The organism is Kribbella swartbergensis (assembly GCF_054784135.1).
Genome location: NZ_BAAGPM010000034.1, coordinates 114,098 through 139,726, shown reverse-complemented (window position 1 = coordinate 139,726; position 25,629 = coordinate 114,098). Strand labels below are relative to the sequence as shown.

24 protein-coding genes are annotated in these 25,629 nt (G+C 68.5%); 17 read left to right on the top strand and 7 right to left on the bottom strand.

Annotated elements, in window-relative coordinates; genetic code table 11:
* Nucleotides 1–20: 20 nt before the first annotated feature.
* Nucleotides 21–1,349 (bottom strand): MFS transporter, encoded by a 1,329-nt coding sequence (locus ACYVOK_RS29790; RefSeq protein ID WP_460665891.1) that lies wholly within the window; start codon nt 1,347–1,349, stop codon nt 21–23.
* A gap of 243 nt (nt 1,350–1,592) precedes the next feature.
* Here ACYVOK_RS29790 and ACYVOK_RS29785 point away from each other — a divergent pair, with 243 nt between their 5' ends.
* The 3 genes from ACYVOK_RS29785 (at nt 1,593) to ACYVOK_RS29775 (ending at nt 4,008) form a co-directional block, all read left to right on the top strand.
* Nucleotides 1,593–2,114, top strand: a complete 522-nt coding sequence (locus ACYVOK_RS29785) for a gamma carbonic anhydrase family protein (RefSeq protein WP_460665890.1) — start codon at nt 1,593–1,595, stop codon at nt 2,112–2,114.
* A 195-nt stretch (nt 2,115–2,309) separates the two neighbouring features.
* Nucleotides 2,310–3,566 (top strand): MFS transporter, encoded by a 1,257-nt coding sequence (locus ACYVOK_RS29780; protein WP_460666344.1) that lies wholly within the window; start codon nt 2,310–2,312, stop codon nt 3,564–3,566.
* Nucleotides 3,567–3,645: 79 nt separating this feature from the next.
* The gene (locus ACYVOK_RS29775) at nt 3,646–4,008 is read left to right on the top strand and encodes a cupin domain-containing protein (RefSeq protein WP_460665889.1); all 363 of its coding nucleotides are present in this window, start codon (nt 3,646–3,648) and stop codon (nt 4,006–4,008) included.
* Nucleotides 4,009–4,025: 17 nt separating this feature from the next.
* Here the strand turns inward: ACYVOK_RS29775 and ACYVOK_RS29770 are convergent, their stop codons facing one another.
* Both ACYVOK_RS29770 and ACYVOK_RS29765 read right to left on the bottom strand, forming a co-directional pair.
* Complete coding sequence (locus tag ACYVOK_RS29770) at nt 4,026–5,147, bottom strand: MalY/PatB family protein (RefSeq protein WP_460665888.1); 1,122 nt, start codon at nt 5,145–5,147, stop codon at nt 4,026–4,028.
* Nucleotides 5,148–5,169: 22 nt separating this feature from the next.
* Nucleotides 5,170–5,772, bottom strand: a complete 603-nt coding sequence (locus ACYVOK_RS29765; protein ID WP_460665887.1) for a TetR/AcrR family transcriptional regulator — start codon at nt 5,770–5,772, stop codon at nt 5,170–5,172.
* Between the two features lie 95 nt (nt 5,773–5,867).
* Here ACYVOK_RS29765 and ACYVOK_RS29760 point away from each other — a divergent pair, with 95 nt between their 5' ends.
* The 3 genes from ACYVOK_RS29760 (at nt 5,868) to ACYVOK_RS29750 (ending at nt 8,566) form a co-directional block, all read left to right on the top strand.
* Nucleotides 5,868–7,274: an MFS transporter gene (locus ACYVOK_RS29760; protein ID WP_460665886.1), complete on the top strand. Its 1,407-nt coding sequence runs from the start codon at nt 5,868–5,870 to the stop codon at nt 7,272–7,274.
* Nucleotides 7,264–7,731, top strand: coding sequence for a GNAT family N-acetyltransferase (locus ACYVOK_RS29755; RefSeq protein WP_460665885.1), 468 nt, complete (start codon nt 7,264–7,266; stop codon nt 7,729–7,731). Before ACYVOK_RS29760 ends, ACYVOK_RS29755 begins: the two co-directional genes overlap by 11 nt.
* Nucleotides 7,732–7,867: 136 nt before the next feature.
* Nucleotides 7,868–8,566: a hypothetical protein gene (locus tag ACYVOK_RS29750; RefSeq protein ID WP_460665884.1), complete on the top strand. Its 699-nt coding sequence runs from the start codon at nt 7,868–7,870 to the stop codon at nt 8,564–8,566.
* Between the two features lie 77 nt (nt 8,567–8,643).
* On the opposite strand, the gene ACYVOK_RS29745 is transcribed toward ACYVOK_RS29750, so the two are convergent.
* Nucleotides 8,644–9,006 (bottom strand): nuclear transport factor 2 family protein, encoded by a 363-nt coding sequence (locus ACYVOK_RS29745; RefSeq protein ID WP_460665883.1) that lies wholly within the window; start codon nt 9,004–9,006, stop codon nt 8,644–8,646.
* 105 nt (nt 9,007–9,111) lie between these two features.
* On the opposite strand from ACYVOK_RS29745, the gene ACYVOK_RS29740 reads away from it, so the two are divergent.
* From ACYVOK_RS29740 to ACYVOK_RS29730, 3 genes are all read left to right on the top strand, one after another.
* The gene (locus ACYVOK_RS29740) at nt 9,112–9,771 is read left to right on the top strand and encodes a DUF998 domain-containing protein (protein WP_460665882.1); all 660 of its coding nucleotides are present in this window, start codon (nt 9,112–9,114) and stop codon (nt 9,769–9,771) included.
* Between the two features lie 178 nt (nt 9,772–9,949).
* Nucleotides 9,950–11,485: a MutS-related protein gene (locus ACYVOK_RS29735; RefSeq protein WP_460665881.1), complete on the top strand. Its 1,536-nt coding sequence runs from the start codon at nt 9,950–9,952 to the stop codon at nt 11,483–11,485.
* Nucleotides 11,482–12,975 (top strand): MutS-related protein, encoded by a 1,494-nt coding sequence (locus ACYVOK_RS29730; RefSeq protein WP_460665880.1) that lies wholly within the window; start codon nt 11,482–11,484, stop codon nt 12,973–12,975. The genes ACYVOK_RS29735 and ACYVOK_RS29730 overlap by 4 nt, the downstream gene beginning before the upstream one ends.
* Nucleotides 12,976–13,002: 27 nt before the next feature.
* On the opposite strand, the gene ACYVOK_RS29725 is transcribed toward ACYVOK_RS29730, so the two are convergent.
* Nucleotides 13,003–16,005: a ricin-type beta-trefoil lectin domain protein gene (locus tag ACYVOK_RS29725; RefSeq protein ID WP_460665879.1), complete on the bottom strand. Its 3,003-nt coding sequence runs from the start codon at nt 16,003–16,005 to the stop codon at nt 13,003–13,005.
* Between the two features lie 262 nt (nt 16,006–16,267).
* Between ACYVOK_RS29725 and ACYVOK_RS29720 the strand changes: the two genes are divergently transcribed.
* The 6 genes from ACYVOK_RS29720 (at nt 16,268) to ACYVOK_RS29695 (ending at nt 23,125) form a co-directional block, all read left to right on the top strand.
* Nucleotides 16,268–18,193: a glycoside hydrolase family 43 protein gene (locus tag ACYVOK_RS29720; RefSeq protein WP_460665878.1), complete on the top strand. Its 1,926-nt coding sequence runs from the start codon at nt 16,268–16,270 to the stop codon at nt 18,191–18,193.
* A gap of 142 nt (nt 18,194–18,335) precedes the next feature.
* Nucleotides 18,336–18,788: an META domain-containing protein gene (locus ACYVOK_RS29715; RefSeq protein WP_460665877.1), complete on the top strand. Its 453-nt coding sequence runs from the start codon at nt 18,336–18,338 to the stop codon at nt 18,786–18,788.
* A gap of 16 nt (nt 18,789–18,804) precedes the next feature.
* Complete coding sequence (locus ACYVOK_RS29710) at nt 18,805–19,710, top strand: GIY-YIG nuclease family protein (protein WP_460665876.1); 906 nt, start codon at nt 18,805–18,807, stop codon at nt 19,708–19,710.
* Between the two features lie 112 nt (nt 19,711–19,822).
* Nucleotides 19,823–21,475 (top strand): peptidase M16 family protein, encoded by a 1,653-nt coding sequence (locus ACYVOK_RS29705; protein WP_460665875.1) that lies wholly within the window; start codon nt 19,823–19,825, stop codon nt 21,473–21,475.
* A gap of 51 nt (nt 21,476–21,526) precedes the next feature.
* Nucleotides 21,527–22,132 (top strand): SecDF P1 head subdomain-containing protein, encoded by a 606-nt coding sequence (locus ACYVOK_RS29700; RefSeq protein ID WP_460665874.1) that lies wholly within the window; start codon nt 21,527–21,529, stop codon nt 22,130–22,132.
* Nucleotides 22,133–22,345: 213 nt separating this feature from the next.
* Nucleotides 22,346–23,125 (top strand): GAF and ANTAR domain-containing protein, encoded by a 780-nt coding sequence (locus tag ACYVOK_RS29695; RefSeq protein WP_460665873.1) that lies wholly within the window; start codon nt 22,346–22,348, stop codon nt 23,123–23,125.
* A 135-nt stretch (nt 23,126–23,260) separates the two neighbouring features.
* Here ACYVOK_RS29695 and ACYVOK_RS29690 read toward each other — a convergent pair whose 3' ends face one another.
* Nucleotides 23,261–23,599 (bottom strand): hypothetical protein, encoded by a 339-nt coding sequence (locus tag ACYVOK_RS29690; RefSeq protein ID WP_460665872.1) that lies wholly within the window; start codon nt 23,597–23,599, stop codon nt 23,261–23,263.
* A 302-nt stretch (nt 23,600–23,901) separates the two neighbouring features.
* Between ACYVOK_RS29690 and ACYVOK_RS29685 the strand changes: the two genes are divergently transcribed.
* Nucleotides 23,902–24,321 carry an Hsp20/alpha crystallin family protein gene (locus tag ACYVOK_RS29685; RefSeq protein ID WP_460666343.1) on the top strand — a complete coding sequence of 140 codons (420 nt, stop codon included), beginning with the start codon at nt 23,902–23,904 and terminating at the stop codon, nt 24,319–24,321.
* Between the two features lie 209 nt (nt 24,322–24,530).
* Nucleotides 24,531–24,953 carry an Hsp20/alpha crystallin family protein gene (locus tag ACYVOK_RS29680; RefSeq protein ID WP_460665871.1) on the top strand — a complete coding sequence of 141 codons (423 nt, stop codon included), beginning with the start codon at nt 24,531–24,533 and terminating at the stop codon, nt 24,951–24,953.
* 125 nt (nt 24,954–25,078) lie between these two features.
* Here the strand turns inward: ACYVOK_RS29680 and ACYVOK_RS29675 are convergent, their stop codons facing one another.
* Nucleotides 25,079–25,582: an NUDIX hydrolase gene (locus tag ACYVOK_RS29675; protein ID WP_460665870.1), complete on the bottom strand. Its 504-nt coding sequence runs from the start codon at nt 25,580–25,582 to the stop codon at nt 25,079–25,081.
* Between the last annotated feature and the right edge of the window lie 47 nt (nt 25,583–25,629).

Below are 25,629 nucleotides of genomic sequence, written 5' to 3'. Positions count from 1 at the left end.
GTTCCGACCGTTCGGTGTGGTCAGGCTGGGACGAGTGCTGGTTCGGGGGTGGTGGTGATGGCGGTGTATTCGCGGGTGAGGCTGCGGTAGGTGGTGGTGAGGAAGGCGAGGAGGACGACGATCAGCATGATCGTGCTGGCGATGACGAAGGTGAGGGCCAGGCCCCGGGTGTGACCGCCGCCGAGGAGCCAGCCGAACGTGGTGTGGCCGGCGGTGGAGTTCATGTAGGGGACGACCAGGAACTGGGCGACCGGACCGATGACGAAGGCGGCGACCGGGGTCGAGGCGGACTCGATGCTGTGGGCGAGGCCGAAGACGCGGCCCTGGGTCTCGAACGGGACGACGCGCTGCAGGATGGTCTGCTCGGCCGCCTCGGCGATCGGGATGACCAGCATGAAGCCGAACATGCCGAGCACCAGCAGCGACTGCCATTCGCGGATGGCGGTGGACAGGCCGACGACCGCGATCGCGACGTTCGCGAGCAGCAGGATCCGCAGCGGTGAGCGGCCCAGACCGAAGCGGGCGACGGCCGCACCGCCGGCGATGAAGCCGACGCTGGTGACGCCGAGGACGATCCCCCACGCCTCGACCGAGAACAGTTCCAGCCCGTACGGGTCCATCAGCGTCATGAACACACCCATGATCAGGTTGTTGAAGGTGCTGAACAGGACGAGCGGCACGAGACCCGGAACGGCGCGCATGGTCCGCCACGAGCCGCGAAGGTCGAGGTGGTGCTGCCGGCCGGTCCGGTGCGGCCGGGCTTCGTCGATCCGGATCGCGAGCAGCAGGTGCCCGAGGACGACCACGGTCAGTCCGACGGCGATGGCGACCGTACCGCCCATGCCGAGGAAGCCGACCGACAGTCCGCTCAGGACACTGGTCACCAGGTGAGCCAGGCCGTTGACCGTACCCACCATGCCGTTCGCCTTGTCGCGCCGGTCCTCGGGGATCAGCAGCGTGACCGTCGTGGAGAGCGCGATGCTCCGCAGTCCGCCCGCCAGGCTTCCGACCAGGACGAGCGCCGCGAACACCCAGAACCACGGCCGGTTCCAGTCGGTCACCGGCACGGCCAGGTACACCAGGCCGGCGGCGACGAACGCGGCGCCGGTGACGGAACTCGAGATCACCATCGCGGTCTTCTTGCGGTTCGCGTCGACGATCGCGCCGAAGACGGCTCCGCAGAGTGCGCCGGCCAGCATCGAGCTGCCGGAGACGATGGAGGCGACCAGCACCGACCCGGTCACCAGGTAAACCCAGAACGCCAGCGCGAACGACAGGAAGGTGGTCGTGACGTTGGCGACGAGGGTGTTCACCAGCAACCGCTTGAAGGTGCTGTTCTGCTCACTCATGGTGACTCCAAGGTCGTGATCCGGTCAGCTCTCACCAGTACGTCGGACGCACCGGGCGAGATTTGACACAGTCGGCGCCACGAATTTCTGCGCCCCCGAGGGCGCGACTGGGTGCGGACCGGTGCTGGAGGAGGCATAGCAGGCTGGAAGCGGCCGGCACCGGATCCTGAAGCTCAACACCGGCAACCCGGCGCCGTTCGGACAGCGCGACGGGCCGTGGCGGAGGAGTGGTTAAGGTGCGCTATGCCGTTGTTCTCGTTCGAGGGTAAGAGTCCGTCCGTGCACCCCGACGCGTGGGTGGCGCCGACCGCGACGCTGGTGGGCGACGTGGTGGTCGAGGAAGGGGTGTCGATCTGGTACGGCGCGGTGATCCGCGCGGATCTGGGCCGGATCACCATCCGGGCGGGGGCGAACATCCAGGACAACACGGTGATCCACGTCGGCAGCAACGGGTGTGAGATCGGCCCGAACGCGACGGTCGGGCATCAGTGCCTGGTGCACGACTGCCGGATCGGCGAGCAGGCGCTGGTCGGGAACGGCGCGATCGTCCTCGACGGCGCGGTCGTCGGCGAACGCAGTCTGGTTGCGGCCGGCTCGACGGTGACGCCGGGCGCGGTGATCCCACCGGAGTCGGTGGCGATGGGCAGCCCGGCGAAGAAGATCGTCCCGCTCGAGGGGACGGCGAAGCTGTTCGTCGACCACAACGCCGCGGTCTACCACGAGCTGGCTCGCCGCCACGCGGCGTCAGTCGAACAGGTCGGCTGACACCGCGTGACGAACAGTCGAACAGATCGCTGAACCAGGCGGGTCCCCCGTGGTGGAGATCGTCGGACCCCACCACGGGGTTTCCGCTGGTGCGGGCTGGCTGCTCAACCCGACAAACCCCCGGTACCCACGCAGCCACACCCGATTCCTGTCGGCCGCACCACAGCACCGTCAGCGTGACAAACCGATCTTGCAATCATTGCAAGAAGGCTGGCCTCCGCGTGGGCGGTGGAGAGGCCAGCTCGTCGTACCAGGAACCCCATGCGCCGCGAATCGACCGCTGAGCCGCGAACCGGATGGGCGGCTAGGGTTGAGCGGGTGCTCAGGACACTCGTGGGGTTCGGTGCGTTCGGGCTGTTTTGGGGTGCGTGGGGCGCGATCCTGCCCGCGGTGCGGGAGGAGTCCGGCGTCGGTGACGGCGAGCTCGGGATCGCGCTGCTCATGGTGGGGCTCGGCGCCCTGCTGTCGATGCGGTTCACCGGGTATCTGATCGACCGGTACGGCGGTGTGGTGCTGCCGATCGTGGTCGTGTTGTTCGGCGCGTGCGGCGTACTGCCGGCGTTCGCCGACTCGGTCGTGACACTCGGCGCGGCGCTCTTCCTGCTCGGCGCGACGTCGGGTGCGACAGATGTCGCCATCAACGCGACCGGTTCCCACGCGGAGGCAGTCACCGCCCGACCGCTGATGAACCTTGCCCACGGAATCTTCTCGATCGCTGTCGTCGTCGCCAGCCTTGGTACGGCGGGACTGCGCACCGCCGGCGCGGACGCGTTGCCGGTGCTGGGCGGTGTCGGCGTGATCGTCACCCTTCTCGGCGTCGCCGTACTCGGGCCAGGCTCCAAGGACAACCTGCACACCTCCGACGAGCCGAAACCGCAACGCAGGCTCGAGCCGGTTCTGCTCGTCTTCGGGGTGCTCTGCGCGCTGGCGTACGTCGTGGAGAACGCCTGGCAGAGCTGGAGCGCCGTGCATCTCGACAGCTCTCTGAACGCCGCGCCGGGGTTGGCATCGAGTGCGCCCGCGGTGTTCGCGGCGGCCGCGGCGACCGGGCGGATCGCGGGCAACGCGATGCTCCGGCGACTGCGTCCGGTGCAGCTCCTGGTCGCCGGCGGCATCATCGCAGCAGCCGGGTCGATCACAGCCGCCGGCGCCGGCTCCGCCTGGCTGGCCCTGCTCGGGATCGGCGTCGCCGGCCTGGGTACGTCGGTCTGCGCGCCGACCATCATCGGTATGGCGGGCGCCTGGGCCGGTCCCGAACGACGGGCCGGCGCGATCTCGACCGTGACCACGCTCGCGTACCTGGGCTTCCTGCTCGGCCCGGCCGCGGTCGGAGCCGCCTCGTCGGCCTGGTCGTTGCCGGTCGCGTTGGGCGGTGTCGCCGTACTCGCGCTGGTCGTCGCGGCGCTCGGCCCGGTCGCCGCTCGGCGGAGTCAGCAGCAGCCGACGCCGTGACATTTCGGGCCTGATCAATGCGGTCGCGACCGAACCCGTCGCGGTCTACGGTGGGCGGAAACCCGAGGGGAGACGTGTCATGACCGAGATCGCGAACACCGGCGCGGCGGTGATCAACCGCGCCGACGGGCGGGACGACGGCGAGGAGTGGACCGAGAACTACGAGCAGCTCCCGGGTGGGGCCGGGGTCTCGCTGATCCTCGAGTCGACCACCAAGGAGGGCGTCGGCCCGCGGCTGCACAAGCACCCGTACGCCGAGACGTTCATCATCCGGCGTGGTTCGGCCACGTTCACCGTCGGCACCGAGCAGGTCGTCGGCCGGGCCGGCCAGATCCTCGTCGTACCGGCAGAGACCCCGCACAAGTTCGCCACCGGTCCTGGTGGCTACGAAGCCGTCCACATCCATGCCAACCCCACCTTCGAAACCACCTGGCTGGAGTAGGCGCAACGCACCTCCCGTCAGTCGAGGACTGATCGGAGGCGCGAGACGAGCTCCTCGAGCAGCTTCGGGCCGGTGCCGAAGTTGAGGCGGACGAAGCCGTTGGCGGCCGGGTCGTAGTCGGTGCCGCGGGCCAGCGCGACCTTTGCGTGCTCCAGGAAGTAGGTGCTGGGCTCCGCGTTCAGGCCGAGGCCGCGGCAGTCGAGCCAAGCCAGATAAGTGGCTTCCGGGGGAGTCCACACGATCCTGTCGGGCAGGTTGGCGTCCAAATAGGCGCGGTTCTCGTCGAGTTGGCGCAGTACGGCATCCAGCCAGTCGTCGCACTGGGAGAACGCGACCTCGGTCGCCAGGACGCCGAGCAACCCGGCCTGCTCGGCGGTGTACGGCAGCCGCCGTACGACGCTCTGCGTCCGATCGGCTGCGGTCACGACCAGTGCGGTCTTCAGCCCCGCCAGGTTGAACGCCTTCGAGGCCGACGTGAGGACGATTCCACACTCGCGCGCAGCGTCCGACACCTCAAGCCACGGAACATGCGTCGCTCCAGGCAGGACCAGTGGCGCGTGGATCTCGTCCGCCAGGACCCAGGCGCCGTACGATGCGCAGAGCTCCGCGATCTGTTCCAGCTCCTCTCGCGGCAGCACCCGGCCGGTGGGGTTGTGCGGATTGGCGAGGACGAGGACATCGAGGCCGTCGCGCAGCGCGTCACCGAGCCGGTCGAGGTCGAACCAGCCGTCCGGCCGCAGCGGCATCAGCACTGTGCGCAGCCCGGCCTGCGGGATCTGGCGAAGAAACGGCGGGTACGCCGCCGTCGCGAAGCCGACCGAACCACCGGGTGCCAGTACCCGGGAGAGCTCGATCAGCCCGGCCATCACGTCCGGCACCACCGTGATCCGCGCGGGATCGACGGTCCAGCCGAGCCGCCGCTCGGCGAACCCCGTGAACGCCTCCTGCAACGGCCGCGGCACCTCGAACGCGTACCCGAGATCGCTGCGATCGATCGCGTCGTGCAACACCCGGGCGATGGGTCCGGCGAGGTCGAAGTCCATCTCCGCGACCGTCGACGCAATCACGCCCGGCGCGTGGCCGGACCACTTCTCGCTGCGTCGCTTCTGCAGTTCGGGCAACTCCGCAACGTTCAGCATGGTCATCGCGGTACCCAGGTGGTCAGGCCGGGACGCGTTCGCCCGGCGGGGTGAAGGCGGCCAGGAGTGTTGCGGTGATGTAGGCGGCGGCCTTGTCCGGGGTGACGCGGCCGGCGTTGATCTCGTCGGCCGCGCCGTGCATCACGCTGTGCATGACACCGACCAGCCAGGACGTCGGCAGGTCGGTCCGGAAGACCCCCTCCTTCTGACCGCGCTCGATCAGCCGCTCCACCCGCACCATCGGATCGGCATGCAACTCGCGGACCCGGCCCGGCGGCAGAGCGTCCTGGGCGGCGATGAGGAGTGAGCGGAACCGGTCGACGAGATGCCAGCTGGATTCGATCAGCCGGGCCAGTGCCTCCCGCGGATCGCCGGTCAGGTCGACCCGGCTGAGCGCGGCCTCGCCGCCCTCGATCGCGCGCACGAAGACGGCGTCGACCAGGTCGGTCCGGGACGGGAAGTGGCCGTAGAGCGTGACCCGTCCGACGCCGGCCGCTTTCGCGATCTCGCTCGTACTGGCGGCCGGATCGCGGCTGAGACATTCGGTCGCCGCGTCGACGATCGCCGCGATGTTCCGCTGTGCGTCGGCCCGCTTGGCCGTCGTACCCGCCTGCTTCGCCGGCATCGCATCTCCTCTTGTCGAACACCCCTGTTCGAGTTACTGTAGCGCACATAACTTGAACAACTGTGTTCGAGATAGTCGAGGAGGAGGGGACGGAGATGTCCGCATCGATGGAACAACCCGAGGTCACCGCGGCCGACCCGCGGCGGTGGCGGATGCTGGGACTGCTCGCCGTGGCGCAGTTCATGCTGATCCTGGACGTGACCGTGGTCGCGATCGCGCTGCCGCACATCGGCACCGACCTGGGCCTGGAGCGGGACACGCTGACCTGGGTGGTCAGTGCCTACACGCTGATGTTCGGCGGCCTCATGCTGCTCGGCGGACGGGCGGCGGACCTGCTCGGCTCCCGCAAGGTGGTGCTGGCCGGTCTGCTGGTGTTCACCGCGGCCTCGCTGGCGACCGGCCTGGCGAACGGCGCCGAACTGCTGATCGGCGGCCGGATCGCGCAGGGCATCGGTGCCGCGATGCTGTCACCGGCCGCGCTCTCGACGGTGACCAAGACGTTCGACGGTGACGAGCGGAACAAGGCGCTCGGCATCTGGTCCGCGATCGGCGGCGGCGGCTCCGCGATCGGCGTACTGCTCGGTGGCGTGCTGACCGCGGGCCCGGGCTGGCAGTGGGTGTTCTACGTGAACGTGCCGATCGGCGTGATCGTGTTCGCGCTCCTGCTGAAACTGCTGCCCGCCGACCGTCCGTCGGAGAACCAGGGACGGCTCGACGTACCGGGCGCGATCCTGGTCACGGCCGGCACCGGTACGGCGATCTACGCGCTGATCAACGCCGGTGACCGCGGCTGGCTGTCGGCCGCGACGCTCGGCACGCTGGCCGGCGCGGTCGTCCTGTACGCCGGGTTCGCCTGGCTGCAGACCGTTGTCCGCTCGCCGCTGATGGATCTGCGGATCCTGGCCCGCCGCCCGGTCGCCGCCGGTACGTTCCTGATCCTGGTCGCGACCGCGCTGATGATCGCGGTCTTCTTCCTCGGATCGTTCTACCTGCAGCACTACCAGGGGTACGGCGCACTGCGCACCGGACTGCTGTTCCTGCCGATCGCCGTACTGACCATCATCGGGGCGCAGGTGTCCGGCCAGATCATCGGCAAGGTCGGGGCTCGTCCGGTCGCGATGATCGGGCTGGTCATCGCGGCGCTGGGCATCGCTGTCCCCGCGATCTGGGAGGGTGCTGCCATGGTCGTGATCGGGACGAGCTTCGGCGCCGGTGGGATCGGCGCTGCCTTCGTCGCGGCCTCGACCACCACGTTCGCCCAGATCCACTACACCGAGGCCGGGCTGGCGTCCGGGATCCTGAGCACCTTCCACGAGTTCGGTGCTGCCCTCGGTGTGGCGATCGTGTCCAGTCTCGCGGCTGCCAGCCTGGCCGGAACGGTAACCACGGGGTTCAGCCGCGGGTTCACCTTCGCCGCCATCACCGCGGCCGTCGCCGCCGTCCTCGCGCTGGTCGTCGTACCGGCCGCCAAGCCTTCGACAGGAGCAGCCCATGCGCACTGACATCCGCCGTGCTGTCCCCGCAGACGCCGAGACCGTCCGGTCGATGCTGGTCGAGCTGGCCGACTACCAGGACCAGGGGAAGTACGTCACCGCGACCGTCGAGGACTGGCGGGGTTTCCTCGGCCGGGACGACGTCATCGTGCTGATCGCCGAGATCGACCGGACGGCGGCCGGGTACGTGTCGTCGCTGCGCCGCCCGTACCTGTGGGTCGGCGGCGACCAGCTCGCCCTGGACGACCTGTACGTGCGGGAGAAGTTCCGCTCCGCCGGTGTCGGCCGCATGCTGATGCTGGAGCTGGCCCGGCACGCCCTCCCCGACCGGCTGACCATCAGTTGGGGCCTGCGCCTGGAGAACGAGGGCGGCTACCGCTTCTACGACCGCCTCGGCGCGAACCTCCGCACCAAGACAGTGGCCAGCTGGTCCCCGGAGGTCTACGAGAAACTCCTCACGGATTGAGGCCCGGAGCAACGGACCGCGCTGCTGCACGGTGCTCGGCACCGTATCGCGCTGCAGGAGCCCCAGCAGCGCGATACGCTGCGGCCGGACCTGATGAGGTTCCCGCGCAGGCTCGCGGCTGACCTGGGGAGAAATCATGCGATTCACCACGCTTGCGGTGGCATCCGTCCTGGTTGCATCGGTACTCGGGCCGACCGGTTCGGTCGCCCACGCAGCACCGGCGGGCGCGGATGGGACAGCGGCGACCTGCTCGATGAAGCCGCCGGCGAGGATCTCCCTGGCCGCAGCGCAGACCCTCGTCAGCATTCCGCTGGGCAGCGACTGTCCGTCCACCGTGCAGCACGCCCGCTGGTACATCAACTGGTCGAACGGGATTCAGCAAGACCTGGACTGCTGGGACGGCGAACCGTGCCGCCTGTCGCTGAGTACGCGCACAACCCCCGCTCAGCAGGTGACGTTCGAACCTGACCCGTACGGTGCCACCGATGCCAGCGGTGCCAGGGTCGCCACGCTCATCCAGGCCTATTCCGCGGTGAGGTTCGCGTCGTCGGCAAGTGTGAATGCAGGGCGAAAAGGCACCCGGACGGCCTTCATCACAACCGTTTGGTGGTTCAGCCCGACGACCAACACCTTCGTTCGCTGGGGCGGACGGAGGGTCCTTCTGCAGTACCAGGAGATCGGCACTTCGACGTGGAAGGGCCTCGCCTACCTCACCACCAACGCCAGTGGGCAGGCCAGCTATACCTACTATCCCGGCCGCACACGCCGGTACCGCCTGTACGTCCCGGCATCGACATCTGTGTGGGACTTCTACACCCCGAGCATCAGCCGGTGAACCAGGCGCCCTCGCCGACCACTGGAACCGGCAAGGGCTTTCTTCGACTTCTGAATACAGGCAATTGAGTGGCTCGGTTACTGGGTCTTCTGGCTGAAGGCGCAGCGCCACCGGCCGTTGTCGCGGACGTAGATGTCGCTGATCCATTCCTCCGTCGTGTACGTCGTACCGTCCCAGGTGCCTGAACTCGCCTTGCGGGCGGTCAGGACGAAGGTGTCGCCCACGCGGGCGAGGCGCTCGGCGCCGACCACCGTCATCGTGTGGTGCGCCAGCCGGCCGGATGCGATCCAGCCGACCAGGTCGGACTTGGCGACCATGCCGTCGGGACCGACGTACACCCAGTCGTCGGTCATGAAGCTCCCGACCAAATCCGCGTCGTTGCCGACCAGCGCCTCGTCGAAGGCCGCCGCGACGGCCCGGATCTCGTCCTCGTCTGTCATCCGTCCAGGATGCCGAACTTCTCTCGGGGCGGGTGTCGATTTCGGGCCGGACTGGTCGACGCAGGGGTGAAGGACGACCTCAGACCACCTGGAAGGACCCCGGCGATGACCACCAACGACCTGACGATCCCGGCCACCACTCGTGTCTCCGCCCGCGCCCTGCTGACCGGCGGCGTCGTGGCCGGCCCGCTGTACGTCGCGGTCTGGCTGGGCCAGGCCTTCACCCGTGAAGGGTTCGACCTGACCCGCCACCCGGCCAGCCTGCTCGCCAACGGCGGACCGGGCTGGATCCAGACCGCCAACTTCGTGATCAGCGGCCTGCTGTCGATCGGCGCCGCGATCGGACTCCGCCGTACCCTGACCGGGCGAGGGAGCACGTGGGCACCGCGGTTGGTCGGCGCGTACGGCGTCGGCCTGCTGCTCGCCGCGATCTTCCCGGCCGACCCGGCGGCGGGCTTCCCGGCCGGTACGCCGGCCGACTACGCCGAGATCAGTGCCCGCGGAGTCGGCCACTTCGTTGCCGGCAGCATCGGATTCACCGGACTGATCGCCGCCTGCCTGGTGGTCGCCGCGCACTACCGCAGCATCGGCCGGACGGCGTTCAGCCGCTACTCGGCCGCCACCGGCATCCTGTTCTTCGGTGCTTTCGCCGGCCTCAGCGCCGGCGCCGGCTCCCGCCCCACCATCATCGCCTTCGGCGTCGCGGTGATCCTCGGCTGGACCTGGATCGCAACCATCTGCGCCGACAACCGCCGCAACACCTGACCCCCAAGCCCCCGCAAGCCCTGGCTCCCCCGAGCCAGGGCTTGACGCCTTGTCCCGCCAAGTCACCGGTGGCGGTTCTCCGCTCGGCTTGGATGGTGAGCAAGTCCTGGGTTCTGCCGGGGCCGGAGCTTGACGGTGCCTGCGGGGGTGATGCGGCGGCTCTGCCTATGCTTCGGGGGTGACGGCGGAGGGGTTCGGGAGTGTTCTGTTCGAGCGGGCCGGGGAGGGGGCGGGTGAGGCGGTCGGCGCGGCGGCGTTCAAGGATCTGAATCTGGATCAGCTCGTCGCGGCCGTGACAGCGGGCAGGGACGACTACGATCTGGCTCCGTTGTTCGCGGCGCCAGCGCGATCGGTAGAGACGATCGCCTACCGGCACGAGATCGCGCGGGATCTGGAAGGCAAGGCCGTGGCGGACGGCGTGCGCTTGTTCGCCCGCCGGATGGTCAGCGTCCGGACCCACCTCGCGCAGGCCGGCAAGCTGCATCACGTCCTTCAGCAGGAACGCTGGTTTCTGAGTGCGGCGGAGAACTACTGCGCGGCGGTGACCGGCCTGGTCGCGGCTCTGGCGACAGCGCAGCCCCGGTCGCGGGGTCTGCGGGCGCTGCTTGACTATGTGACGGCCTACGCCGGCACCGCGATGTTCCAGGACTTGGTTGCCGAAACGACCGACATCACCGCCCGCCTTGCAGGCGTGCACTACCGCCTGCACATCAAAGGCAACACGGTCAACGTGAGCCGGTACGACGGTGAGGCCGACTACAGCGAGGAGATCGAGCAGACCTTCGCCAGGTTCCAGCAGGACGCGGTGAAGGACTACCGGATCGTCTTCGAGTCGCCGCCCGAGCTGAACCACGTCGAGGCCGGAATCCTGGAGCGGGTCGCAAAGCTCCACCCGGAGGTCTTCACCGAGCTGCAGCGGTTCCGCGGGCGCTACCAGGACTTCGTCGACCCCACCATTGCCAGGTTCGACCGGGAGGTGCAGTTCTACCTCGCATACCTCGAGTACCTAGAGCCACTCAAGGCCGCTGGTCTCGGTTTCTGCTACCCGGTCGTCGGCAAGGCCAAGTCGATCCATGCCACGGCCACCTTCGATCTCGCCCTGGCGGCGGCCCTGGTGGCCGACGGTACGGCGGTGGTCCGCAACGACTTCCACCTGACCGGAAGCGAACGGGTCCTGGTCGTCACCGGTCCCAATCAGGGCGGCAAGACGACCTTCGCGCGTACCTTCGGGCAGCTGCACCACTTGGCGGCGCTCGGGCTGCCGGTGCCGGGTGACGACGCCCGACTGTTCCTCTTCGACCGCCTGTTCACCCACTTCGGCCGGGAGGAGTATCTGGCCGACCTGCGGGGCAAACTCCAGGACGACCTGGTCCGGATCCGCGACATCCTGGCCGCGGCGACCGGCGACAGCATCGTCATCATGAACGAGATCTTCAACTCGACGACACTGCGGGATGCGGTGGTGCTCGGTCGCCGGGTGCTGACCGACATCGTGGACCGGGACCTGCTCTGCGTCTTCGTCACGTTCCTCGACGAGCTCGCCACCGAGGACGAGACGGTGGTGAGCCTCGTCAGCACCGTGGATCCCGCGGATCCCACGACCCGGACGTACCGGGTGGTCCGGCAGCCGGCGAACGGGCTCGCCCACGCGGCCGCGATCGCGGCCAAGTACGGACTGACCTACGCGCAGCTGAAGGGCCGGTTGGGTCGATGAAGGCACGGCTGATGTACCCGGACCGCGACTTCGACCCCGACCAGGAACCGCCACCAGGCGCAGGAGACCTGGTCCGGGACCTCGAGCTCGCCACGCTGTTCGACGCGATGGCCGCCGATGATCCGTTCCTGCGGGAGATCGCGGGCCAGGCGATCCTGTCGAGCCTGCAGAACGCCGACGACATCCGCTACCGCCAGGACGTTCTCCGTGATTGCCTCAGGCAACCACAGGTGGTCAGGGAGTTGTACGGCGTCGTCGTGGAGGCGATCGAGCGGGAGCGGAAGGTCTATCGCTACTTCCGCAGCCCGGACGGGATCCTGCACAGCTCCGGTGAGGCACTCGCGCTGTTCATGACCTACCTGGCCAGGCTGCGTGCGATCGCCGACCAGGCAGCCGGCGGTTTCCGGTCCGAGGGTTTCACCACGTTCTTCCGGATGATCGTCACGAATCTGGACGACGAGTACCTCCGCACGGTCGACGACCATCTGAAGCGGCTGAAGTTCCGCCAGGGCGTGCTGATCAGCGGCCGGCTCGGCGTCGGCAACGTCGGCACCGACTACGTCTTGCGGCGGCCGCCCGAAACCAGAAAGGGCCTGCGCCGGTTGCTCGACCGCTCAGAGCCGACGTCGTACACCTTGGAGATCCCCGAGCGCGACGACAGCGGAGTACAGGCTCTGTCGGAACTGCGGGAACGCGGGCTCAACCTGGTCGCCAACGCGATCGCCCAGTCCGCCGATCACATTCTCGACTTCTTCCGGATGCTCCGGGCCGAACTCGCGTTCTACGTGGGATGCCTGAACCTGCACGAACGCTTGTCCGCCAAGGGGGAGCCCTTGTGCATACCCGACCCGGCCGGGGACCGACGCACGCTGACGGCCCGGGGGCTGTACGACCCGTGTCTCAGCCTTCGACTGGAGCAACGGGCCACAGGCAACGATCTGGACGCCGACGGTACGTCGCTCATCGTCGTCACCGGGGCCAATCAGGGTGGTAAGTCGACGTTCCTCCGGGCTGTCGGGGTCGCCCAGTTGATGCTGCAGGCGGGGATGTTCGCGCCGGCGGACTCGCTGCGCGCCGGCGTGTGCGGCGGTGTCGTCACGCACTTCCAGCGCGAAGAGGACGCGACGATGACGAGCGGCAAGCTCGACGAGGAGCTTGCCCGGATGAGCGCCATCGTCGACCGGATCCGGCCGTCGTACCTGCTGCTGTGCAACGAGTCCTTCGCGTCGACCAACGAGCGGGAGGGTTCCGAGCTCGCCGGTGACGTGCTGCGCGCCTTGACGGAGAGTGGTGTCCGGGTCGTCTTCGTGACACACCTGTTCCACCTCGCTCGTGCCCTGTACGAGGAGTCCGCGCCGACGACTCTGTTCCTCCGCGCGGAGCGACTGACCGACGGCCGCCGCACGTTCAGGCTCACCCCGGGTGAACCGCGGGTGTCGAGCCATGGCGAAGACATCTACCAGCGCATCTTCGGCACCGGAGTCCGGTGATCCGACGCACCAGCAGTCGCGACTGGTTCAGGGCAGCGTCCACTTCTGGTTGATTGCCGTGTGGCAGGTGTAGAGGATCAGTCTCGTCCCGTTGGCACTGGAACCGCCGGTGGCGTCGAGGCATTGGGCGGAGCGGACGTTGAGGAGCGTTCCGTCGGGGCGGGGTAGCCACTTCTGCCCCTCGCTGCCGTCACACGTCCACAGCACAGCCGGCGTGCGGAGCGCCGTACCGCGGGCGTCGAGACACTTGCCCAGCGATCGCAGGGTTCCGTCCTCGAACTGGGTCCACTGCTGGTTGGCGTTGCTGTGGCAGGTGTAGAGCGTCGTCGGCGTACCGTCGGCCGAACTGGCCTGGTAGATGTCGATGCACTTTCCGGCGATCCCGGTGATCTGACCGGTGTCCTGGAAGACCCCGAACTCCCACAGCGAGTAGTAACTGCCCGCGACACCCCGGGCCGTCGCGTCGATGCGCACGTACCGGGCGTAGTTCGGGCTGAACTGGAGGCTGTCGGTGCCGCCGTCTCCGACCGTTGTTGAGTACACGGTCTTCCACGTCCGTCCACTGCCCGACACCTGGATCTGGTACGCCTTGCCGTACGCCGATCCCAGCCAGTTGAGCAGTACCCGGTTCACCAGTTGGACCGAGCCGAGGTCGACCCGCAGCCACTGTGGATCGCTGCGCGCGCTCGACCAGGCTGTCGACATCGAACCGTCCACCGCTTTCGGTCCCTCGCGGCCCGCGGCGTAGACGCTGGAGACAGCCACCGGGCGGTTCAGCGCCAGGTTCCGCTTCGGGATGTACGTCGCCGTGTACGTCGTCGGCGCGGCCGGCGCGGTGAAGTTGTGGTTGCGCGCGCCGCCGTCGGACCAGGACGCGAACCGGTAGAACCTGTTCGCGGTCTGCTGCAGCAGGTCGGCGGACAGCGATCCGTTCGACCCGACGATCGCCGTACTCGTCGCAGGAGCGGTCACCGTCTTCGAGAAGTGGGTGACCTTCAACCCCGTCGGCTGCGTCGCGAACGTGAGACCGACCGTCTGCGGATCGAGCCGCACGCTCTTGACGTCCGTCAGCCCTGCCGAGTCGCGAGCGGTCAGCCTGAGCTCCAGGTACGACGGGTATTCGTGATCCGGCGCGGTGAACGTGCCGCTCGTTCCGGTCACCGTGGTGATCTGATGCGCGTGGCAGTCGCTCGGGCAGTGATGCATGATCAGTGTCCAGCTCAACGCCGAGGCGGGTAACGTGCCCTGCTCCGGGTCGGTCGCCGTACCGGAGAAGCTGATGGTGTCGCCGACCTTCCACTTCGTCGACGGGCCGGGCGCGGTGATCGTCGCGGTGGGTGGCCCGTTGGCCACGTCGATCTGGACCGACGCGGTGCCGGTCCCGCCTCGGCCGTCACTCACCCGGAGCCTGGCGGTGACGAGACCGCTGCCGGAGTACGTGTGCTGGACGGTGGCCGCGGTCGAGTCGTCGTACTGGCCGTCGCCGTCCAGGTCCCAGGCGTAGGTCAGCGTGTCGCCGTCGGCGTCGTTCGAAGCGGTCCCGTCGAACGTGACCGTGAGCGGGCTCGGGCCGGTGGTCGGGTCGGCGTCGATGATTGCCGTCGGCGGGTTGTTGGTGCCGTTGTAGACGTAGCGGATGATCCGGCCGTTGTCGTAGTCGACCGCGAAGATGTCGCCACCCGGTCCGGTCTGCAGCCGGGTCGATCCGTAGCCCGAGGCGAACGTGACGAGCTCGGCGGGGTCGGGCAGTCCGTTGGCACCGGGAAGCATCGCCCAGACGCACTTGCGGCTGTAGTCGGCGAAGAACAGGGCGCCGTCGTACTCCGGCGGATAGTTGCCCTCCTCGTAGAAGGACATTCCGGTGATCGACGAGCTGCCCGTTCCGCAACTCTCGCCCGCAACCACCTGCTCGGTGCGCTTGTAGGCGTAGTACGGCGATGCGACCGCGGCCGGACCGGCGGCGTACAGGTTCTCGCAGATGCTCAGGTCGTTTCCGTCGTACCCGTTCTGCTTGGCGGCGCCCTCGTAGCAGGGCCAGCCGAAGTTGGTCACGCCCCCGGTCGGGCTGACGATGCGGTTGATCTCCTCCCAGGTGCTCCAGCCGACGTCACCGACCCAGAGTTCGCTGGTGCCAGGGCGGAAGTCGAAGCGCATCGGGTTGCGCAGGCCGTGCGCGACGATGCGGCGGGCGTTGAGGTCCGGGCTGCTCAGCAGCGGGTTGCCCGGCGCGGCCAGTCCGCTGTCCGGGTTGATCCGGATGATCGAGCCGTCGAGGGTCGTCGGGTCGCCGCTGGTCCGGAGATCCTGCGATCGCAGTGCGCCGCCCTCGGCGGTCGGCGGCGCGAGTGCGGTGCCGGTCGGGGCCGGCGGATCACCGCAGGGGTTGTCCGGTGTGACGTCCGAGGACGGGAAGCTGTCTTGTCCGTAGTCGGCGTAGTTGAAGCTGGCGCCGTCCCCGCCACCCGCGTACAGCATGCCGTCCGGGCCGAACTCGATCGACCCGATCGAGTGGCTGGGGAACACCTGGCACCAGTCCTCGACCAAGACCTGTTCCGCCACCGCCGACCCGCTCGGGGTGAGGACCGACAGCCGCGCGCTGACCTGGCAGCCGTCGCTGGTCGGACCGGGTGGCGACGGGCACGGGTCGTTGGCGGTGCCGACGGTTCCCCATTTCGGTGCCGTTCCGCCGATCAGAGCGTCGTGCGTGTAGAGGACGTAGACGCGCGGATCGGTGGGGAAGCCGGGATGCAGGGCGAGGCCGAGCAGGCCGCGATCCCAGTAGTTGTGGACCTTCGTGCGCAGATCCGCGAACACGGCCGCTGTCGTATCGTCGAGGGAGTCGAAGACCTTGATCAGACCGCTCTTCTCGGCGACGAACACCCGGCCGTCGGCCGCGAACGCGACGTTGGTCGGATCCGTCAGCCCGCTGAACACGACCTGCTCACTGAAACCGGTCGGCACGACTGCGGCGCGTGCCGGCGCGGTCACGGTCAACGGCGCCAGCAGCGCCACGCACAGCGCTGCCAGCATCCTTTTGACGGAATGCATCATGAAGTCCCCCCAGGCAAACCCAGCCCCACAGCCCGGCCCCACCGTCCCCCCGGCGAGCGCTCAAGGTGCCCGACAGCATGCGGGACGATCGGCCGCCGCGCAAGAGCCCGGCGGAAACGGTCACTGTCAAAGGGTTCTGAGCTGGATCGACTGTGTTCGATCGTGTACGGACCGTTGAACACGAATGGCCCGCGCAGCACGCTGAGGCGCACGTTTTCGCCTGCGTGAGGAGACAGTCACGATGACTCGTCGGACCTTCCGGACAGCCGTTGCGGCTCTGGCGGCTCTGGCGGCTTCGGTCGCCGGAGTCGTGCCTGCCGCGGCGGCCGAGAAATACGACTCGTTCCGGCCCGGTGCGCCCTGGCTGGACACCAACGGTCAGGTGATCCAGGCCCACGGCGGTCAGGTGGTGCCGGCGACCGACGACGACGGCCGGCGGATCTACTACTGGTACGGCGAGGACCGCAGCAACGGGTACTTCGACAGTCCCGGGGTGCACGTGTACTCGTCGTACGACTTGTACAACTGGAAGGACGAAGGTCTCGCCTTGCGCGCGATGAACTCGTTCGACCAGTTCGAGAACGACAAGTACTTCGTCAAGCTCTACGACGGCTACACGGCCGCGCAGAAGGAGATCGTCTGGCGCGACCTGTCGACCAACAGCGTCCGCACCGACGGCTGGGCGCGGCCGTCGATCCTGGAACGGCCGAAGGTCATCTACAACAAGGCCACCGGGAAGTGGGTCATGTGGGTGCACTCCGACGGACCGTCGTCGCCGACGAGCACGTCGACGTACGCCCGGGCCGAGGCCGGTGTGGCGATCGCGAACTCGCCGAAGGGCCCGTTCCGGTGGATCGACTCGTACCGGCTGAACCGGGTGCCGAGCGACTCGGTGCCGTGGTGCGGCACGTCGTCCGCGTTCGACCCAGCCGGCGGGATGGCGCGCGACATGAATCTCTTCGTGGACGACGACGGTACGGCGTACATCATCTATTCGTCCGAGGAGAACCGGACGATGTACATCTCCAAGCTGAACCCGTCGTACACGTATCTGTCCGCGTCGCCGCAGAACGCCGTCCAGGGCAGGGACTTCGTCCGGACGCTGGCGTGCAACCAGCGTGAGGCGCCGGCGATGTTCAAGTCCGAGGGCTCGTACTACCTGGTGACGTCGGGGGCGACGGGCTGGGACCCGAACCCGGCGCGGTACGCGACCTCGCAGAACATCCTCGGCCAGTTCACCGACCGCGGGAACCCGGTGCCCGGCACCGGTGCCGCGAACACGTACCGGTCCCAGAGCACCAACGTGATCCCGGTCGACCGTGAGAACAACAAGTTCATCTTCATGGGGGACCGGTGGACGCCGAGTGATCTGGCGAACTCGCCGTACGTCTGGATGCCGATGAGCTTCGGCGAGGGCGGGTCGCTGGTGATCGGGCCGGACCGGGAGTGGACGCTGGAGGACTTGAAGCCGTACACCCGCTGGACCGTCACGTCGGCCGTGCCGGACCACGTCTGGCTCAACGACACCAGCACGTTGCCGGCCCAGGTCACCGTCAATACGGCGCGCGGATCCGAGCAGGTGGCGGTCAGTTGGGACGCGGCGAGCATCGCACGCCCGGGACCCGCGCAGCTGAAGGGAACGCTGTCCGACGGGCGGACCTTCACTCGCTCGGTGATCGTCGTACCGCATGGTCTGCGGTACGCCGTCAACGCGGGAGGCACCGCGACACCGGACTGGTCGCGCTTGACCCAGGTCGCCGGACCGCTGTTGAACTCCGCTCCCGAGCAACCGCTGGGGACCGACCCGGTCACCGGTACGACGTGGGGGTACACCGGATCCAGTGCGCCTGCGGGCACGGGTGACCTGTACACGACGCTGCGGTACGCCAAGAACCACGAGCCGCTCGTCTACACCTTCGGCGGTTTGGAGCCGGGGACGTACACGGTCCACGCCGGCTACTACGACCCGTGGCCGTGGGCCAACCGCGCCGCGGAGGTCTCGATCAACGGCTCCGTCGTCGACGCCCAGCGCCTCTTCACCGCCACCCCGACGGCGGCCGAATACGGCAACGTCACTGTGGGTCCGGACGGCACGCTGACTGTCACGATCAGGCCGACCCGCTCACCCGACATCCAGGTCAGCTGGCTGATGGTCGCCAGGAACTAGGTGGCTGGTGGGTTCCCCGGGACGCTCCCCGAGCGGGCGACTGCGCCTGGACGGTAACCCGACGACCCGGGGAACCCAGCCACATATCCCACCACACCGAGGGGTCATGCAACGACAAGGGGCCGGATCGCATCCTTGAAGTATGAGGACGCAACTGCTGGGCCTGCTGGTGTTGGGCCTCACCTTGACCGCCTGCGGCAGCGAGGTGCAGGCCGGTGGCGGCTCGCCGGTGGGGAAGTCGTACTTGTCGGTGAGCGTGACCGAGGACGGCAAGGCCAGGAGGCTCGCGCCGAACACCCGCATCCGCCTGGACTTCCGGGAGGACGGCGTTCTGGCTTTCCACACCGGCTGCAACCAGTTGAGCGGTCTGGTGTCGCTGGACGGCGACACGGTCGTGATGGACACCTACGGCGGCACCGAAATGGCGTGCGAACCCGCCCGACAAGCCCAGGACGAGTGGGTCGGAGAGCTCCTCACCTCGCGCCCCACCTGGACCGCCGAGGCCGACACCCTCACCATTACGCGCGGCAGCACCACGCTCGTCCTCCAGGAGGAATCTTCGAGGGGACCGTCAACCACACCGTCGTCCCGCTAAAGGTGAGAATGGGTGGGTGACGGCGGCGCGGGAGGTGGCTCGGGGGCTCCCGGTGGGGCCGGGGGTTTACCGGTTCCGGGATGTGGGCGGGAAGGTGTTGTACGTCGGGCGGGCGGTGAATCTGCGGCGCCGGGTGCAGTCGTACTGGACGCATCTCGGCGACCGGCCGCGGTTGCGCCGGATGGTGGACCGCATCGACCGGGTCGAAGCCGTGTGGTGCGACTCCGAGCACGAGGCGGCCTGGCTGGAACGCAATCTGCTCGAGCACTCCAAGCCGCGCTGGAACCGCACCGAAGGCGGTCAGGAAGCCGTCGGGTACATCCGGTACGACGACGAGCCGCGGCGACCCGGGTTGCGGTTCGCCCACCTGGCGACCGGGACCGGGCAGCACTTCGGTCCGTACCTCGGCGGCCTCCGCATCCGGCAGGCGATCTCCGCCCTGCACCGCGTTCTCCCGCTGACCTACGCGGGTACGGCGAACGGCTCGGCGCGCGAGTTCGCCGAACTGTTCGGGATCGGCCCGGCCGACCGTGAAACCCTCGCCCGTACGGCGATCGCCGTACTGGAACGCGATCCGGCCGCGGTCGGCGCGCTCCGCGCCGAACTGGAGCGCCGCCGCGACCGCGCGGCCGCCGAACTGCGCTTCGAGTTCGCGGCCAAACTGCAGGACGAGATCGCCGCGTTCGACTGGGTCGTCGCGGAACAGAAGGTCTCCTGGCTCGACCCCCACGACACCGACGTCTACGGCTGGGCGGACGGCGTCCTCGTGCACTTCCAGATCCGCGCCGGCCGCATGTGCACCTGGACCCAACGCCCCACCTCCGAAGCCGCCGCCCGCCCCCGCGTCGCCGCCACCCCAGCCCTCTACCACCCCTTCGCCCACCGCAACGCCACCCTCGCCGCCCACCTGCTCCGCGCCTAGCCGACCTCGCGGCGAATGCCAACAGTGGCAATTGCCGCAAATGGTGCAGCCGGGAGGCGAGAGTTTCGGGCAAGATGTTCCGGCATTCGTTCAGGGCTGGGGAGTGGGGGAGATGACCGGAGAGTTGCGCACCACCGAGGTGGACGGAGTACCCGTCTACTGGGTGCCTGGTCAGAACAGATTGCGCGCCGGCCTGTGGTTCCGGACCGGGTTGGCCGACGAGTCGCTGCCGACGCACGGCTGGTTGCACCTGCTGGAGCACCTCGCGTTGCACGACCGCGGCTCGATCCGGGTACCGGTCAACGGGTACGTCAGCATGCTGCACACCAGCTTCGACGTGGAGGGCGAGCCGGAGGACGTCGCGGACTTCCTGCAGCAGGTGTGCCGGTGGTTGTCAGCCCCGGACTTCGCCGACCTGGAGCACGAACGACGCGTACTGCGTGCCGAAGGTGCCGCCCGGGGTACCGGCGCGGTGGCGTCGCATCTCATCTGGCGCTACGGGGCGCACGGTCCGGGCCTGGCCGGGTACGACGAGGTCGGGTTGTACACCGCCGGCGAGGATCGGTTGCGGCGCCTGGCTCAGCAGGCCTTCACCCGCGGCAACGCCGTACTCGCCCTGACCGGTCCGCCGCCTGCGGGTCTGCGACTGCCGCTCAACGAGGGACCGCGGTGGCCCATTCATCCCGCCGTACCGTGCGAACAGCCGCTGCCCGGCGGTTTCGCGGGACCTTCCGGTTCGGTCGCGGTGTCGGGCGTGCTGCCTCGATCGACCGCTGCGGCCGCGTTGCTGCGAGCGCTGCAGCGCGGTCTGGAAGGTGGGTTCCGGCACGGCGCCGGGGTCGGCTACAGCGGCTGGTCGTCGTACGAACTGGTGGATGCCGAGCACGCGATGCTGACGGCCGGTATGGACATCCTGCCCGAGGCGCTGCATCGCGCCGTTCCCGAGACCACGGCGGTGCTCAGGCGCCTCCGGGACCGAGGCATCGATCCGGTGGAGCTACGCGACGACCTGGAGTACGAACTGCGCCGGATCAAGACGGAGCCGGCGGAGAACTGGTTGCCGTTCATGGCGGCGCGTGACGTGCTGTACGGACGTCCGCCGACGGATCGCGACCGGCTGGCCGCCGAGGTCGACGGCGTGACGGTGGCCGACGTCCGGCAGGCCGCTCGGACCATGTGGAACAGCATGCTGTTGTCGGTCGAACCCGCGGCCAGCGGCGATCCCCAGCTGAGCTGGCACACCGGCCCGCCGCCGGCCCGCTCCGTGCCCACGGGTCAGCGGTTCAAGCCTGTCGGGAGTCCGGTGGCGAAGGGTGCGTTGGTCGTCGGGCGCAGTGCGGCCCACGTCGAGACCGACGCCGGCGAGACGTCCGCGTCGTACGACGACCTCGCGGCAGTCCTCTCCTATCCCGACGGCGGGCGCGTGTTGATCCGGCGGGACGGGTACCAGCTGCCGATCGAGCCCACGCTGTGGAACCGCGGCCAGGAGGCTGTGGCGGCGGTCGACGCGTCGATCTCGCCGGACCTGCGGGTGCCGCTGCCGGCCCGCGAGCCGGACGAGATCCCGCGGACCGCGGTGACCTGGCGCCACCAGGCGAAGTACTGGCTGATGACCCCGTTGCCGTGGGTCGCGCTCGTCCCGGTGCTCCTTCTCGTCGGGATCCTCACCACGGACCATCCGCTCACGGACCTCGCGTCGCCGGGCGTTCTACTGGGACTCGCGCTGGGAGTCACCGTCTACCTCTTCGAAAGACGGAAGCAATGAGACCGCGGTCGGCGCCGGCTCGGTGACTTGGTGGGCGCATAGCATCTGGGTATGGCGCCGGCGACTCCACCTCCACCGTACGGGCGCTCGCAGTACGGGCCGGTGAAGCGGGGGCGGGGGCCGTTGGTGGTTGTCGGCGTACTGGTGCTGGTGTTGGTTGCGGTGCTGGTTGTCGGCACGGTCGTGGTGGTACGGCGTCTCAGCGATTCCGAGCCGACTGCGACAGCCACGCAGCCGTCCGATCCGCGGGCGGTGGAATTCCGGCGGGTTCTGAAGGCCGCGCCGGGGGGATGCGCGAGCACGTCGCCAACGCCGGCCGCTCCGAGCTTCTGCGGTTTGGACGGCTACAACTACGTCCTCGGCGAGGTCGAGCTCGACGGCAGTCACGTGTCCGAGGTGAAGGCGGCCCAGTCGCCCGACAACAACGGCTGGCACATCGATCTGAGCCTGGACGCGGAAGGTACGACGCGGTTCGGCCGGCTCACCACCGATCTCGCCGCCAGGCAGTCCCCGCTGAACCAGATCGCGATCGTGGTCCGCGGCCGGGTGGCCGCCGCCCCGGCCGTCATGTCACCGATCCCCGGCGGCAAGGTCCAGATCAGCGGCAACTACAGCAAGGACGACGCCGAGAACCTCGCCCGGCAGATCACTGGCTGATTCTCTGTGCTCTGCCCGGCCCGGCGCCGTTCGGGTCTCGTCGTGGAGCGCGCTGTAGGCAACGGGATTTTGCCGTCGCCGGCCCTGGGGTCCGGGAGGGGTGCCCATCGCCGCGGGGAGGCGTAGCGTGGATTCGGTCGGGTGTCCTGCCGCCGCCACGGCTCGGACGGTGACTGGCGTCCGCCTCGGCGGCGCCGGGATCGAGGTGGCGTGATGGTCGAGGACGAGGGCACCCCGCTGGTCGACGTACTGAGCTCACTGCATTCCCTGCTGTTGAGCTGTCCCGGACTCGAGGACCTGCTGGCGAAGCTGGCCGAGGTCGCCGCGAAAGTCGTCGAACCGCCCGCCTCGTGCGGGATCACGACGCGGTACGACGGGCAGCCGCGGACGCTGGTGACGAGTGACTCGCGGGCGGCGCTGATCGACGAGCAGCAGTACAGCCTGGGCGAAGGGCCTTGTCTGGAAGCGCTGCAGAAGGGAGTCGTCGTCGAGGTCGTCGACCAGGCCCGGGACCGGCGATGGGGACGGTACGGCGACGCGGCGCGTGAACTGGGAGTGAAGGCGTCGCTCGCCTTCCCGCTGATCGTCGACGGCCGGCCGATCGGTGCGCTGAACCTCTACGCGTACGACCGGCCGAACACCTTCACCGACGCGGACAGGGAGCGGGCGGCCGCCTACGCCGAACAGGCGGCAACCACCTTGGCGTTCGCGGCCGGGGCAGTGCGACAGTCCGAGCTGAGTGAGCAGCTGGAGCGGGCGCTGGCGTCCCGATCGGTGATCGACCAGGCGCTCGGAGTGCTGATGGGCCAGCAACGATGCGACGCGAAGACCGCGTTCGACCTGTTGCGCCGCCATTCTCAGCACAACAACCGCAAGCTACGTCGCGTCGCCGCGGACCTCATCACCAGGCTCACCGGACAGCCACCGGTCGACAGCCGCGTGTTCGAGTCCGATTCGGAGGACTCGCTGAGCGGCGGCGACGCCAGGACGTGACCCGGCCCATGGTTCCGGCCGCACACGTCCTGGCGTCTGGTGTACCGCATGCAGAGGAAGAGTTCGCCCCGACGTGACCCAGCCCGCGGTTCCGGCCGCACACGCCGCAGCGTCGGATGGTTCGCCCCTGCCCGGTTAGTGGCTGCTGTTCGTTGCTCCCCTCGCGTCTCCGGCACCGAGTTCGCTGACGACATGGCGATGGCCCGCCCGGGCCTGGGCCAGGCTCGGCCAGCTCCACCGCCGCGGCCGGGCGGAGCCGACCGAGTGCAGCAAGGTCTCGAAGATCGGTGGCCGGCTGGTCGGCAGGTTCAGTCCCAGCCAGATCGTCATGACCTGTACCTGTCGTCTGCCGACCATGACGGCGTCTCGTGCGACCACGACGTACTCGGGCCGTGCCGACAACGCGAGCCAGGTGGTGCGGTTGATCGGATGACCCTGCCGGTCGACGTAGGTGATCCTGTTAGGCGGCGTCATGGCCGCTCCCTCGTCCACATGCTGTGGTGCTGCTGTCTGCGGCCGTTTCCGCCGTACGGCGACTCCGCCGAGGCACCCGGAGGGATCGGCTGGGAGTCGCTCACATTCGGCAACGGCGTTGGCCGCAGGCTGTTCTCCCAACCCGCAGCCACCATAGACGGGCCTCCGGCCGCTGACAATGAACCTTCCAGAGGGCGGAATTTCGGGAAATTTGTCAACGGATCGCTGACTTCGGGAATGTCAACGGATCGACGACCGTTCTAATGGGTAGAAGCTCCGATCCTGACGTGGAGGTGACAATGCTGATTCGTACCGATCCGTTCCAGGTGTTCGACCAGCTGGCCCGGCAGCTCACCGGCTCGGGGACGTGGTCGAGGCCGTGGGTGCCGATGGACGCGTACCGCTCTGGCGACGAGTTCGTGGTCGCCTTCGACCTGCCCGGCGTCGACCCGGGCTCCATCGACGTCAGCGTCGAGCGGAACGTCCTGACGGTGAAGGCCGAGCGGAAGCCGGCCGGCCTCGGTGACGACGTCCAGCTGCAGGTCTCCGAGCGCCCGCAGGGTGTCTTCACCCGGCAGCTGTTCCTCGGTGACAGCCTGGACACCGACCGCATCCAGGCCGGCTACGACGCCGGCGTGCTGACGCTGAGGATCCCGGTCGCGGAGCAGGCCAAGCCCCGCAAGATCGAGATCACCGGCGGCCGCCGCGAGATCAACGCCTGACAGACCCCGCCGTACGGCGCATCGCCTGTGCGGGCCTACGCCGTACGGCGGCCCTTCGACAGCTGTAGGGCGTCCGGTGCGCCGGACGCCCGGAGATCGACCGTGCAGAGGATCGACGTGCAGAGGATCGATGTGCACGGGATCGATGTGCACGGGATCGATGTGCAGAGGATCGATGTGCAGAGGACCGATGTCCAGACGTGAGCATGATGGCACTTCCAGTCCGCCGCCGCACCAGCGGCAACCAGGTCAGCCACGCCAACGACCAGACCGTGCGCTGGCTGCCCACTGACCCGCTCGCCAGTTTCGACGACATCTACCGCCGGATGGACCAGCTGATGAGGTCCTTCGGTACGACCTTCGACCGCCCGCGCTGGTCGTTCCCGGTCGACATCGAGGAGACCGACGACGCGTACGTCGTCGAGATCGACCTCCCCGGCGTCGCCCGCGACGACATCACCTTGGAGTGGAACGACCGCGACCTCACCGTCCACGGCGAAGTCAAGGAACGAGAACGCAAAGGCTTCCTCCACCAACAAACCCGCCGAGTCGGCGAGTTCCACCACACCATCACCCTCCCAGGCGAAGTAACGGCGCCCACATCGAGGCCACCCTCAACAACGGCGTCCTAACCATCCGACCCCCCAAATCCACCACAGCCCACCACCGCCGAATCGAAATCGGCACGGGTAAGCCCACCACCTGACCCCCCGCCGGGGAGCCAACTCCCCGGCGGCCCCCGGCGCCACGTAACGCGCTAGTCGAAATACGGCACCGCCCGCCCCTCCAGGTAGTGGCCAATCCGCCGCCGCATCGACCGATCCATCGGGAGTTTGTTGATCTCGATTCGAGGCACCCAATGGACCTTGGTGCTCTCGCTGCTCGTGGTGGGTCGCCCCCCGGTAGCTCGACCATGGAGGAGGATCGAAAACTCCTGCCGAGCTTCACCGTTGCCGGCATAGAAGATGATGTGTTTGGGATCGCTGTAAATGCCGACGACACCAAGGATCTCGCACTCGATCCCGGTCTCCTCTTTGGTCTCCCGTACCGCGGCCTCCGACATCGACTCCCCAAGATCGATCGCACCGCCAGGCACCGCCCAATTCCCATTATCAGCCCGCTCGATCATGAGAATCTCCCCCGCGCCATTCTCAATAACAACATTGACCGAAGGCACCAGACTGTTGGCCACCGGCCCATCCGGATCGTCGTAAAAATCAATCCGCCCAGCCATCAGCCCTCCGCGATCGACGCGTTTCATCCCACACGCGCCCAAGGCTAACGAGGCACTGACGCCTCACCGGCACT

What these genes read in the sequence shown, in the direction of transcription:
- ACYVOK_RS29785 (WP_460665890.1), top strand. Translation starts at nt 1,593, where the DNA reads ATGCCGTTGTTCTCGTTCGAGGGTAAGAGTCCGTCCGTGCACCCCGAC.
- ACYVOK_RS29760 (WP_460665886.1), top strand. Translation starts at nt 5,868, where the DNA reads ATGTCCGCATCGATGGAACAACCCGAGGTCACCGCGGCCGACCCGCGG.
- ACYVOK_RS29725 (WP_460665879.1), bottom strand. Translation starts at nt 16,005, where the DNA reads ATGCTGGCAGCGCTGTGCGTGGCGCTGCTGGCGCCGTTGACCGTGACC.
- ACYVOK_RS29730 (WP_460665880.1), top strand. Translation starts at nt 11,482, where the DNA reads ATGAAGGCACGGCTGATGTACCCGGACCGCGACTTCGACCCCGACCAG.
- ACYVOK_RS29775 (WP_460665889.1), top strand. Translation starts at nt 3,646, where the DNA reads ATGACCGAGATCGCGAACACCGGCGCGGCGGTGATCAACCGCGCCGAC.
- ACYVOK_RS29745 (WP_460665883.1), bottom strand. Translation starts at nt 9,006, where the DNA reads ATGACAGACGAGGACGAGATCCGGGCCGTCGCGGCGGCCTTCGACGAG.
- ACYVOK_RS29695 (WP_460665873.1), top strand. Translation starts at nt 22,346, where the DNA reads ATGGTCGAGGACGAGGGCACCCCGCTGGTCGACGTACTGAGCTCACTG.
- ACYVOK_RS29770 (WP_460665888.1), bottom strand. Translation starts at nt 5,147, where the DNA reads ATGCTGAACGTTGCGGAGTTGCCCGAACTGCAGAAGCGACGCAGCGAG.
- ACYVOK_RS29690 (WP_460665872.1), bottom strand. Translation starts at nt 23,599, where the DNA reads ATGACGCCGCCTAACAGGATCACCTACGTCGACCGGCAGGGTCATCCG.
- ACYVOK_RS29750 (WP_460665884.1), top strand. Translation starts at nt 7,868, where the DNA reads ATGCGATTCACCACGCTTGCGGTGGCATCCGTCCTGGTTGCATCGGTA.
- ACYVOK_RS29705 (WP_460665875.1), top strand. Translation starts at nt 19,823, where the DNA reads ATGACCGGAGAGTTGCGCACCACCGAGGTGGACGGAGTACCCGTCTAC.
- ACYVOK_RS29765 (WP_460665887.1), bottom strand. Translation starts at nt 5,772, where the DNA reads ATGCCGGCGAAGCAGGCGGGTACGACGGCCAAGCGGGCCGACGCACAG.
- ACYVOK_RS29755 (WP_460665885.1), top strand. Translation starts at nt 7,264, where the DNA reads ATGCGCACTGACATCCGCCGTGCTGTCCCCGCAGACGCCGAGACCGTC.
- ACYVOK_RS29720 (WP_460665878.1), top strand. Translation starts at nt 16,268, where the DNA reads ATGACTCGTCGGACCTTCCGGACAGCCGTTGCGGCTCTGGCGGCTCTG.
- ACYVOK_RS29790 (WP_460665891.1), bottom strand. Translation starts at nt 1,349, where the DNA reads ATGAGTGAGCAGAACAGCACCTTCAAGCGGTTGCTGGTGAACACCCTC.
- ACYVOK_RS29700 (WP_460665874.1), top strand. Translation starts at nt 21,527, where the DNA reads ATGGCGCCGGCGACTCCACCTCCACCGTACGGGCGCTCGCAGTACGGG.
- ACYVOK_RS29675 (WP_460665870.1), bottom strand. Translation starts at nt 25,582, where the DNA reads ATGAAACGCGTCGATCGCGGAGGGCTGATGGCTGGGCGGATTGATTTT.
- ACYVOK_RS29715 (WP_460665877.1), top strand. Translation starts at nt 18,336, where the DNA reads ATGAGGACGCAACTGCTGGGCCTGCTGGTGTTGGGCCTCACCTTGACC.
- ACYVOK_RS29740 (WP_460665882.1), top strand. Translation starts at nt 9,112, where the DNA reads ATGACCACCAACGACCTGACGATCCCGGCCACCACTCGTGTCTCCGCC.
- ACYVOK_RS29680 (WP_460665871.1), top strand. Translation starts at nt 24,531, where the DNA reads ATGGCACTTCCAGTCCGCCGCCGCACCAGCGGCAACCAGGTCAGCCAC.